Genomic DNA, 17,232 nt, shown 5'->3' with positions numbered 1-17,232 from the left:
CAAGGCGAAAATTTCCCGGCAAAGCGGCGTTTACATGTCGTAAATGAGCATTTGGCGGGAGCTTTTCAACGCAGCATCAGCAAGCGCAGCAGCTTTGATCAAGAGATAGTCAGCAACCAGTGCACATAAGACTGGTAATGACTCTCTTGCTCCAGCAACTCGGCACGCAGCGGATGCGCGTCCAGCCAGCCTGCGGGGAGCGTCAGGTGTAGCGCATCATCATCCGCCTGTAAACGTACCGCAGGCAGCGTGTCATCACGACGTCGGCTAGAGAAGATTAGCGCCAGACGCAGTAAACGGCTTAAGCGTTCCGCCATACGTGGTGGCACAGCGTTCTGCTGCGTCAGTAAAGCGAGATCGATACTGCCACTCTGATTCTGCAGCAGGCAGGCGAGCATTTTTTTCTGTGCAGGTGTAAAGCCGGGAAGATCGAGATGGCGAATCAGGTAAGCGGCGTGCTGTGGTGCCTGGCGGAAATCAACGCTCAGGCCAATTTCGTGAATCGAACAGGCGCTCAGTAGCAGATCGCGACATCGGTTATCCAGCTTCCAGGCCGTGCTCACCTGGCGGAAAAAGCTTTCAGCCAGCTGACGCACGCGGCTTGCCTGCTCCACATCGATAGAGAAGCGGCGCTGGACGTTTTGCAACGTGCGGCTACGAATGTCGCGGTCAATCGGCAGATGCAGCATGCCGTACACCAACCCCTCACGCAGTGCCCCACCGGCCAGCGTCATGCTGTCGATGCTAAGTTCATGGAAGATAGCGATCAGAATCGACAGGCCGCTGGGAAACACCAGCGCGCGCTCAAGTGTCAATCCTTCGATTTCCAGCTCTTCCAGCTTGCCGCACTGAATCGCACGCTGTTTTAGCTGCTGCAGCTTGCTCAGGGTGATGCGTTCATCCATGCCCTGCGCAACCATAATTTCCTGCAATGCCTGCACGGTGCCTGAAGCGCCGACGCAGATCTGCCAGCCTTTTTCGCGCAGTGCAGCCGCGACCGGACGAATCATGTCGCGGGCCGCTAATTCAGCCTGCTCGAAATTTTCTTTCGCCAGGTGACGATCGCCAAAGTAGCGTTCCAGCCAGGTGACGCAACCCATCGACAAACTAAACAACGTGGTCGCGTGCGAACCCTCGCCGGTGACCAGTTCGGTGCTGCCGCCGCCGATATCCACCACCAGGCGCTGATCGGAACCCCCAGTGGTATGAGCAACACCTTGATAAATCAGGCGTGCTTCTTCCTCGCCGCTGATGACATTCACCGGGCAGCCAAGGATCTCTTCGGCGTGAGTCAGGAAGTCCTGGGCATTTTCAGCAATACGCAGCGTAGCCGTGGCGACCACGCGGATTTGCTCGGGGGGAATGTCTTGCAGCTGTTCAGAGAAGAGCTTCAGACATTGCCAGCCACGCTGCATCGCCTCGGCGGAGAGGTGATTGGCTTTGTCCAGACCGGCAGCCAGACGCACCTTGCGCTTTATACGCGCAATGGTCTGAATACTGCCGGACACTTCGCGCACCACCAACATATGAAAGCTGTTAGAGCCTAAATCAATCGCAGCATAAAGTGACGATGCGCTCAGCATGGTGTGCTTAACTCGAACGTTTACGGTTGTTATTGCGCGGCGCGCCGCTACGACGGTTGCTGTTGTTCCCGCCACGGCGTGGGCCGTTTCCAGAACGGCTGCGCTGCAGACGTTTCGGCGGAGGCAGCTCACTCATCAGTGCTTCGCTGCTGTACTTACTCACCGGAATACCGTGACCAATGTACTCTTCAATCGCTGGCAGGTTGAGTGCGTATTCTTCGCACGCCAGGCTGATGGAGTGTCCGCTGGCACCCGCGCGGCCAGTACGACCGATGCGATGCACGTAGTCTTCACGGTCGTCAGGCAGATCGTAGTTGAACACGTGGGTCACGGCAGGAATGTGCAGACCTCGCGCCGCAACGTCGGTCGCGACCAGAATATCCACATCACCTTTGGTGAAGTCATCCAGAATACGCAGACGTTTTTTCTGTGCCACATCGCCCGTCAGCAGACCTACACGGTGACCGTCCGCGGCCAGATGGCCCCAGATATCTTCACAGCGGTGTTTGGTGTTGGCGAAGATGATGGCGCGGTCGGGCCACTCTTCTTCGATCAAGGTTTGCAGCAGACGCATCTTCTCTTCATTCGAAGGGTAGAAAAGTTCTTCTTTGATGCGGTGGCCGGTTTTCTGCTCCGGTTCCACTTCCACGTATTCAGCGTTATTCATATGTTCAAACGCCAGTTCACGTACGCGGTAAGAGAGGGTAGCCGAGAACAACATGCTCAGACGCTGGGTGGCCGGCGGCATGCGGCGGAACAACCAACGGATATCTTTAATAAAGCCAAGATCGAACATGCGATCCGCTTCATCCAGAACCACGACCTGAATGGCGCCGAGGTTGATGTGATTTTGTTTCGCATAGTCGATGAGGCGACCGGTGGTGCCCACCAGGATATCGACGCCATCGGCCAACACTTTTAGCTGTTTGTCGTAGCCGTCACCGCCATAAGCCAGACCCAGTTTCAGACCCGTGACTTTCGACAGCGGCTCTGCATCGGCATGGATCTGCACAGCAAGTTCACGCGTCGGGGCCATGATCAGCGCACGTGGCTGATTAATCTGGCGGCCTTCAGCGGCTGGATGAGAAAGAAGATGATGAAACGTTGACGTCAGGAACGCCATCGTTTTGCCGGTACCGGTTTGCGCCTGACCCGCAACATCACGCCCTGAAAGCGCAAAAGGCAGTGCCAACGCCTGAATAGGCGTGCAGTTAGAAAAGCCTTTGGTATCAAGGGCTTCAACCACCTGTGGGTGCAGGGCGAAGTCGGAAAACTTCTGTTCAGTTAAGTGTGTTTTGCTCATAGTGTGGTAGAATATCAGCTTACTAGCGCTTTACGAAAGCGTATCCGATGAAATAAAGTCAACCTACGTTGGTATATTTTACGCCAATTCGCCAGGCACAATCTTTGGAGTTAAACATGAGCAGCGATAAAATCGTTCACTTGACCGATGACAGTTTCGACACTGACGTGCTGAAAGCCGACGGTGTCACTCTGGTAGATTTCTGGGCTGAATGGTGTGGTCCTTGCAAAATGATCGCCCCAATTCTCGACGAAGTCGCAGAAGAGTACGACGGTAAGCTTACCATCGCCAAGTTGAACATTGATGACAACCCGGGCACTGCGCCTAAATATGGCATTCGTGGTATCCCGACACTGCTGCTGTTCAAGAACGGTGAAGTGGCTGCGACCAAAGTAGGCGCCTTGTCTAAAGGTCAGCTGAAAGAGTTCCTGAACGCTAACCTGGCCTAAGCCCGGCGCGGTGTTGTTCCGCAGTGGTGAATTTTTTCGCCACTGCTGGACGTCTCCATTCAGGCGTGTTAAGTTGACCTCACTGCATTACGCACTTACCTTGTAGTTTGCATCTAAAGTTTTCCCTTGTCAGACCCTGCTCGCATTGAACGTTATCGTGGTTTGGCAATCTGATGACTAGCACATTCGGCATCACCTTTCGACCATCTCTTCGTTTCCTATCGCCACATCAGACGATAATCGTCGAGCAGAGTTGAAAAAGAGCCATTAACGGCATGGAATTTTTGCCATACCACCCACGACAATCATTTCGAGAATTACCCCGAGTTTAAGAACCCTCACTATGAATCTTACCGAATTAAAGAACACGCCGGTTTCTGAGCTGATTACCCTCGGCGAAAATATGGGTCTGGAAAACCAGGCACGTATGCGTAAACAGGATATTATTTTCTCTATCCTTAAACAGCATGCGAAAAGTGGCGAAGACATCTTTGGTGATGGTGTGCTGGAGATATTGCAGGACGGATTTGGTTTCCTCCGCTCTGGAGACAGCTCCTACCTCGCCGGTCCCGATGATATCTACGTTTCTCCCAGCCAAATCCGCCGCTTCAACCTCCGCACTGGTGACACCATTTCTGGTAAAATTCGCCCGCCAAAAGAGGGTGAACGTTACTTTGCGCTGTTGAAAGTTAACGAAGTTAACTACGACAAGCCGGAAAACGCGCGTAATAAGATTCTGTTCGAAAACCTCACGCCACTGCACGCAAACAATCGTCTGCGTATGGAGCGCGGTAATGGCTCAACCGAAGATTTGACCGCTCGCGTACTGGATCTGGCATCGCCGATTGGTCGCGGTCAGCGTGGTCTGATCGTGGCACCACCGAAAGCCGGTAAAACCATGCTGCTGCAGAACATCGCACAGAGCATTGCGTACAACTATCCGGATTGCGTGCTGATGGTGCTGCTGATTGACGAGCGTCCGGAAGAAGTGACCGAGATGCAGCGTCTGGTGAAAGGCGAAGTCATCGCATCCACCTTCGACGAACCGGCTTCACGCCACGTTCAGGTCGCTGAGATGGTGATCGAGAAGGCTAAGCGCCTGGTCGAGCACAAGAAAGACGTTATTATCCTGCTTGACTCCATCACCCGTCTGGCGCGTGCTTACAACACCGTGGTACCGGCTTCCGGTAAAGTATTGACCGGTGGTGTGGACGCCAACGCCCTGCATCGTCCGAAGCGTTTCTTCGGTGCAGCACGTAACGTGGAAGAGGGCGGCAGCCTGACCATCATCGCGACTGCGCTGGTTGATACCGGTTCGAAGATGGACGAAGTGATTTACGAAGAATTTAAAGGTACAGGTAACATGGAACTGCACCTGTCGCGTAAAATTGCTGAAAAACGCGTATTCCCAGCGATCGATTACAACCGCTCCGGTACCCGTAAAGAAGAACTCCTCACCACGCAGGAAGAGCTGCAGAAAATGTGGATCCTGCGCAAAATCATCCATCCAATGGGTGAAATTGATGCGATGGAGTTCCTCATCAATAAGCTGGCGATGACCAAAACCAACGACGAATTCTTCGATATGATGAAGCGTTCGTAAGTTGGCGAAATTGAATCGCTAAGCGAAGCGATTCTTTCGCACAATTTGCCAGGATTTATTGCTAACGCCACGTCTTAACGTGGCGTTTTTTTTTTATGGGCATTAGGATTAGCCCAGTCAGGAAGAAAGATAATGATTGTGCCAGAAAGGTGCTGGTTTTTTCAGCAATCAGACTTTTCCCAGGCATAATTCGGACAAAGGATATACGGCAATGGCAAGAATCTTGCTTATTGTTGTCGATGATTTTAGCTGAGAGCGTTAACGTGAATTTACTCACTATGAGTACTGAGCTTGGTTTTGTTTTTCTGTTTACTTTAGTGTTCCTATTTTTTGCCCGTAAAGCCGCTAAAAAAATTGGGCTGGTAGACACACCTAATTTAAGAAAACGACACCATGGCGCCATTCCGTTAGTGGGTGGAATCTCCGTATATGCGGGGATCTGCTTTGCTTTCGCTATTTCAGATTATTATTTGCCTCACGCGGCACTTTTCCTCTGCTGCGCAGGGGTGCTGGTGCTGGTGGGTGCACTGGACGATCGGTTCGATATCAGCGTTAAAATCCGCGCATTAGTACAAGCGGCGGTGGCCATCGTGATGATGGTCGGCGCAAAACTGTATCTGCTGAGCCTCGGATTTATCATTGGTCCGGTGGAATTGGTTGTTGGGCCATTTGGCTACGTACTTACACTGTTCGCCGTTTGGGCGGCCATTAACGCCTTTAACATGGTCGATGGTATTGATGGCCTGTTGGGTGGATTGGCCAGTGTGACCTTCGCCGCCATGGGCATCATCCTCTATTTCGACGGTCAGACCAGCCTCGCTATGTGGTGTTTTGCCATGATTGCCGCCACCATCCCCTACATTTTGCTTAACCTGGGTCTGATTGGTCGCCGCTACAAGGTCTTTATGGGCGATGCCGGCAGCACCATGATTGGCTTCACCATTATCTGGATCCTGCTGGAAACCACCCAGGGTTTGAGCCATCCGATTACGCCGGTCACGGCACTCTGGCTGATTGCCATTCCGCTGATGGACATGGTGGCGATTATGTATCGCCGCCTGCGTAAGGGGATGAGTCCGTTCTCAGCTGACCGCCAGCATATTCACCATTTGATCATGCGTGCCGGCTTCACCTCCCGCCAGGCCTTTGTACTGATCACCGTGGCTGCTGCGCTTTTAGCCGGTATCGGCGTGCTGGGCGAGTACCTTGCTTTCATCCCCGAGTGGGTGATGCTGGTGTTATTCCTGATGGCGTTTTTCCTTTACGGCTACTGCCTGAAACACGCGTGGCGTGTGGCGCGCAAAATCCGTCGCATTAAACGCCGCTGGCAAAGCAGTGGCGAAGATAAAAAATAAGTTACCCCGATCAGTACCCTGATAAGGACTTTTGTTATGACCTCTGTCGTTGTGGAGAACGAACTGGATGTGCGCGGCCTGGGCTGCACGCTGTGGCGCGGTAAGCGTTGGATTATCGGCTTTGCGCTGCTGTTTGCCTTACTGGCATGGCTTGCCTCGATGTTGATGAAACAAGCATGGAGCACCACCGCGACGACCGATCGCCCGACGGTGAATATGCTGGGTGACTTCTTCGTGCAGCAGCAATTCCTTAATAACCTTGATGTGCGTAACAACACGCTCAATCTCAACACGCCCGCACCCACCGTGATGGATGAGGTCTATCAGGAGTTCACCATGCAACTGGCCTCCTGGGACACGCGCCGTGATTTCTGGCAGCAGACCGATTACTTCAAAAGCCGCAAAAGTGGCAATACACACAACGATGCGGCTTTGCTGGACGATTTGATTACCAATATTCAGTTCACACCAGCGGATGCGGCGCATAACACACTGGATAACATTAAGCTGATTGCCGAAACCGCTGGCGACGCGAATAACCTGCTGCGCCAATATATCGCCTATGCCAGCGAGCGTGCCGCACGCCATCTGAATGCGGAACTAAAAGGCGCATGGCAGGCGCGCAGTGCGCAGTTGCAAGCGCAGGTGACTCGCCAGCAGGAAGTGGCACAAGCGGTGTTTGATCGCCAGCGCCAACGTATTGAACAAGCTTTAAAGGTGGCGAGCCAGCAGGGCATCCAGGAAAACCGTGCACCGGCCCTCGGCGAAGCGCTGCCTGACAGCGATCGCTTCCTGCTTGGGCAGCAAATGTTGCAGGCTCAGCTCGATACATTGCAGGCCAGCGGGCCCGCTTACGATTTGAGCTATGATCAGAACAGAGCGATGCTGGGCACGTTGCAGGCAGGCGCGCAATTGGATAAGCCATTCCAGACATATCGCTATCTGCGTACGCCTGAAGAGCCGGTGTCGCGCGACAGTCCGCGCCGAGTGTTTATGATGATCGTGTGGGGCGTCATTGGCGCGCTGGTGGGTGCAGGTGTGGCGCTGGTGCGCCGTCCTCGTCCAACGTCACCAACGAGCCATTAAAGAGAAGCCACGTGAAAGTTCTGACCGTATTTGGCACGCGTCCTGAGGCGATCAAAATGGCCCCGCTGGTGCAGGCATTGGCGCAGGACCCGTCGTTTGAATCACGCCTGTGCGTGACCGCGCAACACCGTGAAATGCTCGATCAGGTGCTGCGGTTGTTCAAGCTGCAGCCCGATTACGATCTCAATATTATGCGCCCGGAGCAGGGGCTGACGGAGATCACCAGCCGCATTTTGCAAGGAATGAAAACGGTGCTCGCCGATTTCCAACCCGATGTGGTGCTGGTGCACGGCGATACCACCACCACCTTTGCCGCGAGCTTAGCCGCTTTTTATCATCAGATTCCTGTGGGGCACGTCGAAGCAGGACTGCGCACGGGCAACCTGATGTCGCCCTGGCCGGAAGAGGCTAACCGCACCTTAACCGGTCATCTGGCGAGCTACCATTTCACTCCAACCGAGAGTTCGCGGCAGAATCTGCTGCGTGAAAATTTGCCGGATGACTGTATCGTTGTTACCGGCAATACGGTGATTGATGCGCTGCTATGGGTGCGCGATCGGGTGCTGGATGATGGCGACCTGAATGCGCGTCTGGCAGCGCGTTATCCGTTTCTTGATGCAGATAAAAAACTGATTCTGGTTACCGGCCATCGTCGTGAAAGCTTTGGCGGCGGTTTCGAACGCATTTGCAGCGCGCTGGCGCAGATTGCACGTCAGCATCCGCAGGCGCAAATCGTCTATCCGGTGCACCTCAATCCCAACGTCAGCGAGCCGGTCAATCGTATCCTGAGTGGGATCGAGAATATCATTTTGATTGAGCCACAGGAGTATTTGCCGTTTGTCTGGCTGATGAACCGTTCCTGGCTGATCCTCACCGATTCCGGGGGCATTCAGGAAGAAGCGCCATCGTTGGGTAAACCTGTTCTGGTCATGCGTGATACTACTGAGCGTCCGGAAGCAGTGGATGCGGGCACCGTAAAACTGGTCGGTACCGATATCAACCGGATTGTCGAAGAAGTCGGCCTGCTGCTGCAGGACGAGGAAGCCTGGCAGAGGATGAGTCGCGCGCACAATCCGTATGGCGATGGACAAGCCTGCGCGCGCATCCTGCAGGCATTGAAACAACACAGAGTATAATTATGCGTTTTGAAACCATTTCCGTTATCGGACTGGGCTACATTGGGCTGCCAACGGCAGCTGTTTTTGCCTCAAAGGGAAAAAAAGTGATCGGCGTGGATATCAATGTTCGCGCAGTCGAGACCATTAATCGCGGCGATATTCACATTGTTGAGCCGGAGCTGGGTGACGTGGTGCGCAACGCCGTTCAGGCAGGACATCTGCGCGCCACCACAGAATCCGAAGCCGCGGATGCCTTCTTAATCGCCGTACCCACGCCGTTTATCGGCGATCATCAGCCGGATCTGAGCTACGTACAGGCGGCAGCATTGTCGATTGCACCGGTATTGAAAATCGGCGATTTGGTGATTCTTGAATCGACCTCACCGGTTGGCGCTACCGAGCAGATGGCCACCTGGCTGGCGGAGGCGCGTCCTGACCTGCGTTTCCCGCAGCACGGTGATGACTGTGACGTGTTTATCGCTTACTGCCCGGAGCGCGTGCTGCCCGGCAAAGTGATGGTAGAACTGCTGGAAAATGACCGTGTGATTGGCGGCATGACGCCTGCGTGCTCAGCACGGGCCAGCGAACTGTATCGCATCTTCCTGCGCGGCGAATGTGTGGAAACCAACGCGCGTACTGCGGAGATGTGCAAACTCACGGAGAACAGCTTCCGCGATGTGAATATTGCGTTTGCCAATGAGCTATCGCTGATCTGTGCGGAGCAGAAGATCAACGTGTGGGAGTTGATTGCGCTGGCGAACCGCCATCCGCGCGTCAACATTCTGCAGCCCGGGCCGGGCGTCGGTGGGCACTGTATCGCTGTCGATCCCTGGTTTATCGTGGCGCAAAATCCGGAGCTGGCACGGCTGATTCGCACCGCGCGGGAAGTGAATGATGCGAAACCGACGTGGGTGTTAGATCAGGTCAAACAGCAGTTGGCTGACTGCCTGACTGTCAGCGGCAAACGTGCTTCTGAGGTGACGATTGCCTGCTTCGGCCTGGCGTTTAAACCGAACATCGATGATTTACGTGAAAGCCCGGCGATGGCGGTGGCACACCTAATTGCTGAGTGGCACAGCGGCAGCACGCTGGTGGTTGAACCGCATGTGGCAGAAATTCCTGCGCGACTGGCAAATGAAGCAACACTGGTTTCCACTGAGGATGCGTTGCAGCAGGCGGATATCATCGTGATGCTGGTGGATCACACGCCGTTCCGCACGATCGATGCCAGCCAGATTACGCAGCAGTGGATTATCGATACTAAAGGTGTCTGGCGATGAAACAATTCCTCATCACGGGTGGTGCTGGCTTTATTGGTTCCGCACTGGTGCGCTTCCTGATTGAGCAAACAGACCATCAGGTGGTGGTGGTGGATAAACTCAGCTACGCTGGCAACTTAGCCTCTTTGGCTTCAGTACAGAATGATGCGCGCTATGCCTTTGAGCAGGTGGATATTTGCGACAGAGCCGAACTGGACCGCGTCATGGCCCAGTATCAACCGGATTGCATTATGCATCTGGCCGCAGAAAGCCATGTGGACCGTTCGATCGATGGGCCAATTGCGTTTGTCGAAACCAACATTGTGGGCACCTATCAGCTACTGGAAGCGGCTCGCCACTACTGGAATGGCATGGTGGATGAGCGTAAAAAAGGCTTCATCTTCCATCATATTTCCACTGACGAAGTGTTTGGCGATCTGCATGGCAGTGATGATTTCTTCACTGAAACCACGCCTTATGCGCCCAGCAGCCCTTATTCAGCGACGAAAGCCAGCAGCGATCATCTGGTGCGGGCCTGGTTACGCACCTACGGCTTGCCAATTATTGTCACCAACTGTTCGAACAATTATGGCCCGTGCCACTTCCCGGAAAAACTGATTCCGCTCACCATCATTAATGCCTTAGCCGGAAAACCGCTGCCGGTGTATGGCAATGGCAGTCAGATCCGCGATTGGCTGTATGTCGAAGACCACGCCAGAGCGCTTTACTGCGTGGTGAGCAGCGGCAAAGTCGGCGAAACCTATAATATTGGTGGTCACAACGAACGCCGTAATATTGAGGTGGTGGAAACCCTGTGTGATCTGCTGGACGAACTCGCACCGCAGCAGCGCGCGGCGCACCTCGCGTGCTATCGTGATCTGATTACCTTTGTCACCGATCGTCCCGGTCACGATCTGCGTTATGCCATTGACGCCAGCAAAATTGCGCGTGATTTAGGCTGGACGCCTCAGGAAACTTTCGAAAGTGGCATTCGCAAGACCGTGCAGTGGTATCTGGCAAATCCACAATGGTGGCAGGCGATTCTCAACGGCAGCTATCGTGGCGAGCGGTTGGGTTTAGCTACGCCGCACTGAGGCATAATACAGGAGCAGCAACGATGAAAGGTATCATCCTCGCGGGTGGTTCAGGCACGCGCTTGCACCCTATCACCCGTGCTATCTCAAAGCAGCTACTGCCGGTGTACGACAAGCCGATGATCTACTATCCGCTGTCGGTGCTGATGCTGGCGGGGATTCGCGAGATTATGATTATCACCACGCCGGAAGATCGTGCGCACTTTGAGCGTCTCCTCGGCGATGGCAGCGAGTTCGGCCTGCAGTTGCAGTATGCCGAACAACCCAGTCCCGATGGTCTGGCGCAGGCGTTTATCATTGGTGAGTCCTTTATTGGCAATGACAGCTGCTGTCTGGTGCTGGGCGACAATCTCTATTTTGGTCAGGGCTTCAGCCCGAAGCTGAAAAAAGTGGCCGCGCGCAGCTGTGGTGCCACGGTGTTTGCTTATCAGGTGATGGACCCTGAGCGGTTTGGTGTGGTGGAGTTTGATGACGACTTCAATGCGCTTTCCATCGAGGAAAAGCCGCTGCAACCCAAATCGCGCTGGGCGGTTACCGGCCTCTACTTCTACGACAACCGCGTGGTGGAGTTTGCCAAACAGGTACAGCCTTCAGCTCGGGGCGAGCTGGAAATCACTGCGATTAACCAGATGTATCTTGAGCAGGGTGAACTCTCCGTCGAGTTACTGGGACGTGGCTTTGCCTGGTTGGATACGGGAACTCACGACAGCCTGATAGAAGCGAGTATGTTCGTCCAGACCGTGGAAAAACGTCAGGGCTTTAAAATCGCTTGTCTGGAAGAGATTGCGTGGCGTAACGGCTGGTTGACTGATGATCAGTTGCTGGCGGCGGCGCAAGCACTGACCAAAACCGGCTACGGCCAATATCTGCTGGATGTTCTCCATGCCCGTCCGCGTCAGTATTAACCCCCTTGCGTGGGAAAGCGATTTCTTTGGCGTGAACAGTGCGCGTATCGATCTGGATGGCGACTTCACCCTTGCCGACGCGCTGCAGCAGCCAGATACGTTGTGGCAGGCCAAAGTGCCCGCCGAGCGTACTGACGCCATTGATGCCTTGAGCCAGCACGGTTTTCAGCTGGTGGAGGGTGAGGCCGATCTGGCCATTAATATCAAACGCACCGAGCGCCAGGTTGGCGTGCGCATCGCGCGTGAAGCACAGATCCCGGCATTGCGTGAGGCGGCATCGCATGCCTTTCGCCAAAGCCGTTTTCGTGCGCCCTGGTTTAACGCTGATGACAGCGGTCGTTTCTATGCGCAGTGGATTGAAAACGCGGTTCGCGGCACCTTTGATCACCAATGCCTGGTGGCCAGCGACGAATCCGGTCAATTACAAGGCTTTGTCTCGATGCGTGAAGTGAACGGTGATGCGCGTATCGGCCTGCTCGCCGTGCTGCCCGCAGCGCAAGGGCAGGGCATGGGTCAACGCTTGCTGTTGGCGGCAGCGGATTGGGGCCGCGTGCGGCAACTTGAACGACTGCGCGTCGCGACACAGCTGAGTAATCTTACGGCGATGCGCCTCTATTTACGCAGCGGTGCTCGCCTTGAAAGCACCGCCTACTGGTTTTACAGGACAGCCTCATGATCCCATTTAATGCGCCGCCGGTCGTCGGCAGCGAAGTTGAATATATGCAGTCGGCGATGGCCAGCGGCAAACTCTGCGGTGACGGTGGATTTACCCGCCGCTGTCAGCAGTGGATGGAGCAGCACTTTGGCAGCAAAAAAGTGCTGCTGACACCCTCTTGCACTGCCTCGCTGGAAATGGCCGCACTGTTAATCGATATCCAGCCCGGTGATGAAGTGATCATGCCGAGCTACACCTTTGTTTCCACTGCCAATGCCTTCGTGCTGCGCGGTGCTGTGATCGTGTTCGTCGATGTGCGCCCCGATACGCTGAATATCGATGAAACGCTGATTGAAGCCGCGATCACTGAGAAAACCCGTGCGATTGTGCCGGTGCACTACGCGGGCGTCGCTTGCGAGATGGATAGCATCATGGCGCTGGCGGCAAAGCATCAATTATTTGTGATTGAAGATGCGGCGCAGGGCGTGATGTCGCAATACAAAGGGCGTGCGCTGGGCACCATTGGCCATATTGGCTGCTTTAGCTTCCATGAAACCAAAAATTACACCGCCGGCGGTGAAGGTGGAGCAACGCTGATTAATGACGCGAAGCTGGTGGAGCGTGCGGAGATTATCCGCGAAAAGGGCACCAACCGGAGCCAGTTCTTCCGTGGTCAGGTGGATAAATACACCTGGCGTGATATCGGTTCGAGCTATTTGATGGCGGATCTGCAGGCTGCCTACCTTTGGGCGCAACTCGAAGCGGCTGAGCGCATTAACCAGCAGCGTTTGCACTTGTGGCAGCGCTATTATGATGCGCTGAAGCCACTGGCAGCCGCTGGACGTATCACATTGCCGATGGTGCCGGAAAACTGCCGTCACAACGCGCACATGTTTTACATCAAACTGCGCGACAGCGATGACCGCCAGGCGCTGATCAACTGGATGAAAGAGGCAGAAATCCTCACGGTGTTCCACTACATTCCCTTGCACTCTTCGCCAGCCGGTGAACGTTATGGTCGCTTCCACGGCGATGACCGCTTCACCACCAAAGAGAGTGAGCGCCTGCTGCGCCTGCCGCTGTTCTATAACCTGTCGGATAACAACCAGCGCACCGTTATCAGCTCGCTGTTGAGTTTCTTTGCCTGATGTCGTTAGCCAAAGCCTCAGTCTGGACGGCCTCATCAACGTTAGTGAAAATCATTGCCGGTCTGCTGGTGGTGAAATTGCTGGCGGTCAGCTTTGGGCCGGAAGGGGTTGGCCAGGCCGGTAACTTTCGCCAACTGATTACCGTATTAGGTGTATTGGCCGGCGCGGGCATTTTCAACGGTGTAACCACCTACATCGCACAATTTCAGCAGCAGCCCGAGCCACTGCGTGCCGTGACGGGTACGGCATCATCCATGGTGATCGGCTTCTCCACACTGGTGGCGCTGGTGTTCTTGCTGGCGGCGGGGCCGATAAGTCATGCGCTATTTGGTCATGACGACTTTGCCAATGTGGTGAGGATCGTGGCCTTTCTGCAGTTCGGCATTGCCTGGGCCAATCTGACGCTGGCATTACTAAAAGGCTTCCGCGATGCGCGCGGCAATGCGCTGGCGCTGATTATCGGTAGTCTGGTGGGCGTGCTGGGTTATGTGTTGTGCTGGTGGCTGGGCGGATATGCTGGCGCGTTGGTGGGTTTAGCGCTGGTGCCTGCACTGTTGGTGTTTCCGGCATTGCTGATGCTGCGCCGTCATCGTCAGGTGCTACCGCTGCGCTGGTTAAAACCGAGCTGGCAGCCGGAACTGGCGCGAAATCTGGCAAAGTTCACCTTGATGGCACTGATTACATCGGTCACCTTGCCGGTGGCGTGGGTGATGATGCGTAACTTGCTGGCAGAACAGCAGGGGTGGGCGCAGGTGGGTCTGTGGCAGGGTGTGACCAGTATTTCCGATGCCTATCTGCAATTTATCACGGCGACTTTTAGTGTCTGGTTACTGCCGACGCTGGCGCGACTGGAAAGCAAACCGCAGATTGCGCGTGAAATTGGGCGTGCGTTGCGTTTTGTGTTACCTGCCGTGGCGGCTGCGAGTTTCTCCGTGTGGTTACTGCGTGACATTGCCATCTGGCTGCTGTTTTCACCGCAGTTTACCGCGATGCGAGACCTGTTTGTCTGGCAGTTGTGCGGTGACGTCTTTAAAGTTGGCGCCTATGTTTTCGGATATCTGGTGATCGCTAAAGCCTCACTGCGCTTTTATATTTTGACGGAAATCAGCCAGTTTGTGCTGTTAACCGCGTTCTCACATTGGCTGATTCCGCTGCATGGAACCGCCGGAGCCGCACAAGCCTATATGGCGACTTACGTGCTCTACTTCGCCCTTTGCTGTGGCGCCTTTATGATTTATTGCCGAAAAAAATGACTTTATTTCACGTGCTGGGATCGGATATCCCACATCATAACCATACGGTGTTGCGCTTCTTTGATGAGGTGATGAGCACCGAATTGCCGGGTGCTGGACCGCGCCAGTTTATGGTGGTGACTTCAACGCCTGAAGCGCTGCAAGCCTATACCGCGCTGCAAATCGAAAGCTATCCCAGCAAGCGCGCACTTGCACAGGCGGTAATGTCCCGTGCGGCTGACCGTACGCAACGCTTCTTCTTTCATGGACAGTTCAATCCGCAAATCTGGCTAGCGTTGCTCAGAGGTAAACTGCGGCGTCAGCAGGCCTACTGGCATATCTGGGGTGCGGATCTGTACGAAGAAGGGCGTGGGCTGAAGTATCGGCTGTTTTATCTGCTGCGCCGCATGGCACAGCATCGCATTGCCCATGTGTTCGCGACGCGTGGTGATTTACACTGTTTTCAGCAGCGCCATCCGCGCGTGCCGACATCGCTGCTCTACTTTCCAACGCGTATGCCCAATGCTGCAGTGCCCGGCGGCAACACGAGCGGTGATTTCACCGTGCTGCTGGGCAATTCCGGCGATCGCAGCAATTGCCATATCGAAGGCTTGCAGGCGATTCACGCTCAGTTTGGCGATCGCGTGAAAGTGCTCATCCCACTGGGCTATCCGGAAAACAATCAGGCGTACATTGACGAGATCAGCGCGGCTGCACAGCGCCTGTATCCGCAAGGCCAGGTGACTTTACTACGCGATAAGATAGATTTTGATACCTATCTGCAATTGCTCAGTGACTGCCAGCTCGGCTATTTTATGTTCGAACGTCAACAGGGTATTGGCACGTTATGTTTGCTGATGCAGGCCAACATTCCCTTTGTGCTGAACCGAAAAAATCCGTTCTGGCGCGACCTCAGCGAACAAGGGTTGCCGGTTCTTTTCAGTGAAGATGCACTGGATGCGTCGAGTGTGGCTGAAGCTCAGCGTCAGCTGGCACAGTATGATAAATCCGCGATTGCCTTTTTCGCCCCTGGTTATCTGGCTGGCTGGCGCAACGCGTTGAGCCTGAGTGAAAGGGAGAGAACATGAGCCTGATGCAGTTTAGTGGTCTGCTGGTGGTTTATCTGTTCTCGCTAGGTTTCATTTTGACGCTGACCTGGCGGGAATTTAAACGGGTGCGTTTTAACTTCCACCTGTTCTTCACCATCCTTTTTTTACTGACCTTTTATTTCGGGTTCCCCCTCACCAGTGTGCTGGTATTCCGCTTTAATGTTGAAGTGGTGCCACCGGAGTACCTGTTACAGGCGTTGCTGGCCGCGACCAGTTTTTATGCGATTTATTACGTCAGTTATAAAGTCCGGTTAAGGCCGATCAACGCTGCACCGCGCAAACCCTGGTTGCAGATGAACCGAGTCGAAACCCATCTAACCTGTCTGTTACTGGCGCTGGTGGCGATTGGCACGGTCACGGTGTTCTTCATGCACAACGGGTTACTGTTGTTCCGACTTTCTGCGTATAACCAGATTTTCTCCAGCGAAGTATCCGGCGTAGCGCTCAAACGATTTTTCTACTTCTTTATTCCGGCGATGCTGATTCGCTATTTCCTCAACCCCACACAGCGCCAGTGGCTATGGTTTTTGCTGGTGTCGGTGGCATTTGGTTTGCTGACTTATGCGCTGGTGGGCGGGACGCGCGCCAATATCATCATCGCTTTTGCCCTGTTCCTGTTTATCGGTATTACGCGCGGTTGGATCACCTTGTGGATGCTGGTGGGCGCAGGCGTGATGGCGATTGCTGGCATGTTCTGGCTGGCACTGCGGCGCTATAACCTCGATGTGGTGGGCGATGAAGCGTTTTACACCTTCCTGTATTTAACGCGTGATACCTTCTCCCCCTGGGAAAATCTCGCGCTGTTATTGCAGAACTACGACAAAATTGACTTACAGGGCTTAGCACCGGTCTGGCGTGACTTTTATGTCTTCATCCCGAGCTGGCTCTGGCCGGAACGTCCGTCGATTGTGTTAAATAGCGCCAACTACTTTACCTGGGAAGTGCTGAACAACCATTCAGGACTGGCGATTTCGCCCACGCTGCTGGGTTCGTTGCTGGTAATGGGCGGCGTGTGGTTTATTCCGCTGGGTGCGATTGCCGTCGGCTGGCTGATGAAAGGATTCGATAACCTCTATCTGCAAGGCCGTGATGCTTCGAACCGTTATAGCGGGGCGATTCTGCAGAGCTTTTGCTTCGGTGCGGTATTCAACATGATCGTGCTGGCGCGTGAAGGGCTGGATGCTTTCGGTTCGCGCGTGGTGTTCTTTTGCATTATTTTTGCTGCCTGTATGGCGGTGGCTAAATTGCTGTACTGGCTGTTAGCGCGTGCGGGGTTGATTCGCTCGCGTAGCAAGCCAGTGGTTCACAGCCTGTCTTAACCTTTGGGAACATG

At 54.5% G+C, this 17,232-nt stretch carries 15 protein-coding genes; 13 read left to right on the top strand and 2 right to left on the bottom strand.

What is annotated here, in order from left to right:
- Nucleotides 1-98 precede the first annotated feature (98 nt).
- Nucleotides 99-1,583, bottom strand: coding sequence for a guanosine-5'-triphosphate,3'-diphosphate diphosphatase (gene gppA / locus IAE30_RS24530; protein WP_038643815.1), 1,485 nt, complete (start codon nt 1,581-1,583; stop codon nt 99-101).
- Between the two features lie 7 nt (nt 1,584-1,590).
- Entirely contained in the window at nt 1,591-2,886 is a 1,296-nt protein-coding gene (gene rhlB, locus IAE30_RS24525; RefSeq protein WP_038643814.1) for an ATP-dependent RNA helicase RhlB, read from the bottom strand.
- 116 nt (nt 2,887-3,002) lie between these two features.
- On the opposite strand from rhlB, the gene trxA reads away from it, so the two are divergent.
- The 13 genes from trxA to wzyE all read left to right on the top strand — a co-directional run bounded on the left by trxA (nt 3,003) and on the right by wzyE (nt 17,218).
- Complete coding sequence (gene trxA / locus IAE30_RS24520) at nt 3,003-3,335, top strand: thioredoxin TrxA (RefSeq protein WP_003851963.1); 333 nt, start codon at nt 3,003-3,005, stop codon at nt 3,333-3,335.
- Nucleotides 3,336-3,678: 343 nt separating this feature from the next.
- Entirely contained in the window at nt 3,679-4,938 is a 1,260-nt protein-coding gene (rho, locus tag IAE30_RS24515) for a transcription termination factor Rho (protein WP_034827837.1), read from the top strand.
- Nucleotides 4,939-5,216: 278 nt separating this feature from the next.
- On the top strand, nt 5,217-6,293 hold the full coding sequence (wecA, locus tag IAE30_RS24510) for a UDP-N-acetylglucosamine--undecaprenyl-phosphate N-acetylglucosaminephosphotransferase (RefSeq protein WP_038649742.1): 1,077 nt from the start codon (nt 5,217-5,219) through the stop codon (nt 6,291-6,293).
- Between the two features lie 36 nt (nt 6,294-6,329).
- Nucleotides 6,330-7,379 carry an ECA polysaccharide chain length modulation protein gene (gene wzzE, locus IAE30_RS24505; RefSeq protein WP_200681148.1) on the top strand — a complete coding sequence of 350 codons (1,050 nt, stop codon included), beginning with the start codon at nt 6,330-6,332 and terminating at the stop codon, nt 7,377-7,379.
- Between the two features lie 11 nt (nt 7,380-7,390).
- Nucleotides 7,391-8,515, top strand: a complete 1,125-nt coding sequence (gene wecB, locus IAE30_RS24500) for a non-hydrolyzing UDP-N-acetylglucosamine 2-epimerase (protein WP_038643812.1) — start codon at nt 7,391-7,393, stop codon at nt 8,513-8,515.
- 2 nt (nt 8,516-8,517) lie between these two features.
- Nucleotides 8,518-9,777: a UDP-N-acetyl-D-mannosamine dehydrogenase gene (gene wecC / locus IAE30_RS24495; RefSeq protein ID WP_200681147.1), complete on the top strand. Its 1,260-nt coding sequence runs from the start codon at nt 8,518-8,520 to the stop codon at nt 9,775-9,777.
- The gene (gene rfbB / locus IAE30_RS24490; RefSeq protein WP_038643810.1) at nt 9,774-10,850 is read left to right on the top strand and encodes a dTDP-glucose 4,6-dehydratase; all 1,077 of its coding nucleotides are present in this window, start codon (nt 9,774-9,776) and stop codon (nt 10,848-10,850) included. Before wecC ends, rfbB begins: the two co-directional genes overlap by 4 nt.
- A 23-nt stretch (nt 10,851-10,873) precedes the next feature.
- Nucleotides 10,874-11,755: a glucose-1-phosphate thymidylyltransferase RfbA gene (gene rfbA / locus IAE30_RS24485; RefSeq protein WP_038643809.1), complete on the top strand. Its 882-nt coding sequence runs from the start codon at nt 10,874-10,876 to the stop codon at nt 11,753-11,755.
- Nucleotides 11,733-12,431, top strand: coding sequence for a dTDP-4-amino-4,6-dideoxy-D-galactose acyltransferase (gene rffC / locus IAE30_RS24480; RefSeq protein WP_200539215.1), 699 nt, complete (start codon nt 11,733-11,735; stop codon nt 12,429-12,431). Before rfbA ends, rffC begins: the two co-directional genes overlap by 23 nt.
- Nucleotides 12,428-13,558 carry a dTDP-4-amino-4,6-dideoxygalactose transaminase gene (gene rffA / locus IAE30_RS24475; protein ID WP_200681146.1) on the top strand — a complete coding sequence of 377 codons (1,131 nt, stop codon included), beginning with the start codon at nt 12,428-12,430 and terminating at the stop codon, nt 13,556-13,558. The genes rffC and rffA overlap by 4 nt, the downstream gene beginning before the upstream one ends.
- Nucleotides 13,558-14,811, top strand: coding sequence for a lipid III flippase WzxE (gene wzxE, locus IAE30_RS24470; protein ID WP_200681145.1), 1,254 nt, complete (start codon nt 13,558-13,560; stop codon nt 14,809-14,811). Before rffA ends, wzxE begins: the two co-directional genes overlap by 1 nt.
- Nucleotides 14,808-15,878 (top strand): TDP-N-acetylfucosamine:lipid II N-acetylfucosaminyltransferase, encoded by a 1,071-nt coding sequence (locus IAE30_RS24465; RefSeq protein WP_200539218.1) that lies wholly within the window; start codon nt 14,808-14,810, stop codon nt 15,876-15,878. Before wzxE ends, IAE30_RS24465 begins: the two co-directional genes overlap by 4 nt.
- Nucleotides 15,875-17,218, top strand: a complete 1,344-nt coding sequence (gene wzyE / locus IAE30_RS24460; RefSeq protein WP_200681144.1) for an ECA oligosaccharide polymerase — start codon at nt 15,875-15,877, stop codon at nt 17,216-17,218. The genes IAE30_RS24465 and wzyE overlap by 4 nt, the downstream gene beginning before the upstream one ends.
- Nucleotides 17,219-17,232: the final 14 nt, after the last annotated feature.

Source organism: Pantoea sp. S61, assembly GCF_016625145.1.
Classification (GTDB): Bacteria; Pseudomonadota; Gammaproteobacteria; order Enterobacterales; family Enterobacteriaceae; genus Pantoea; species Pantoea rwandensis_B.
The sequence above is the reverse complement of the archived record's forward strand: the minus strand, read 5'-3'. Positions and strand labels throughout refer to the sequence as shown.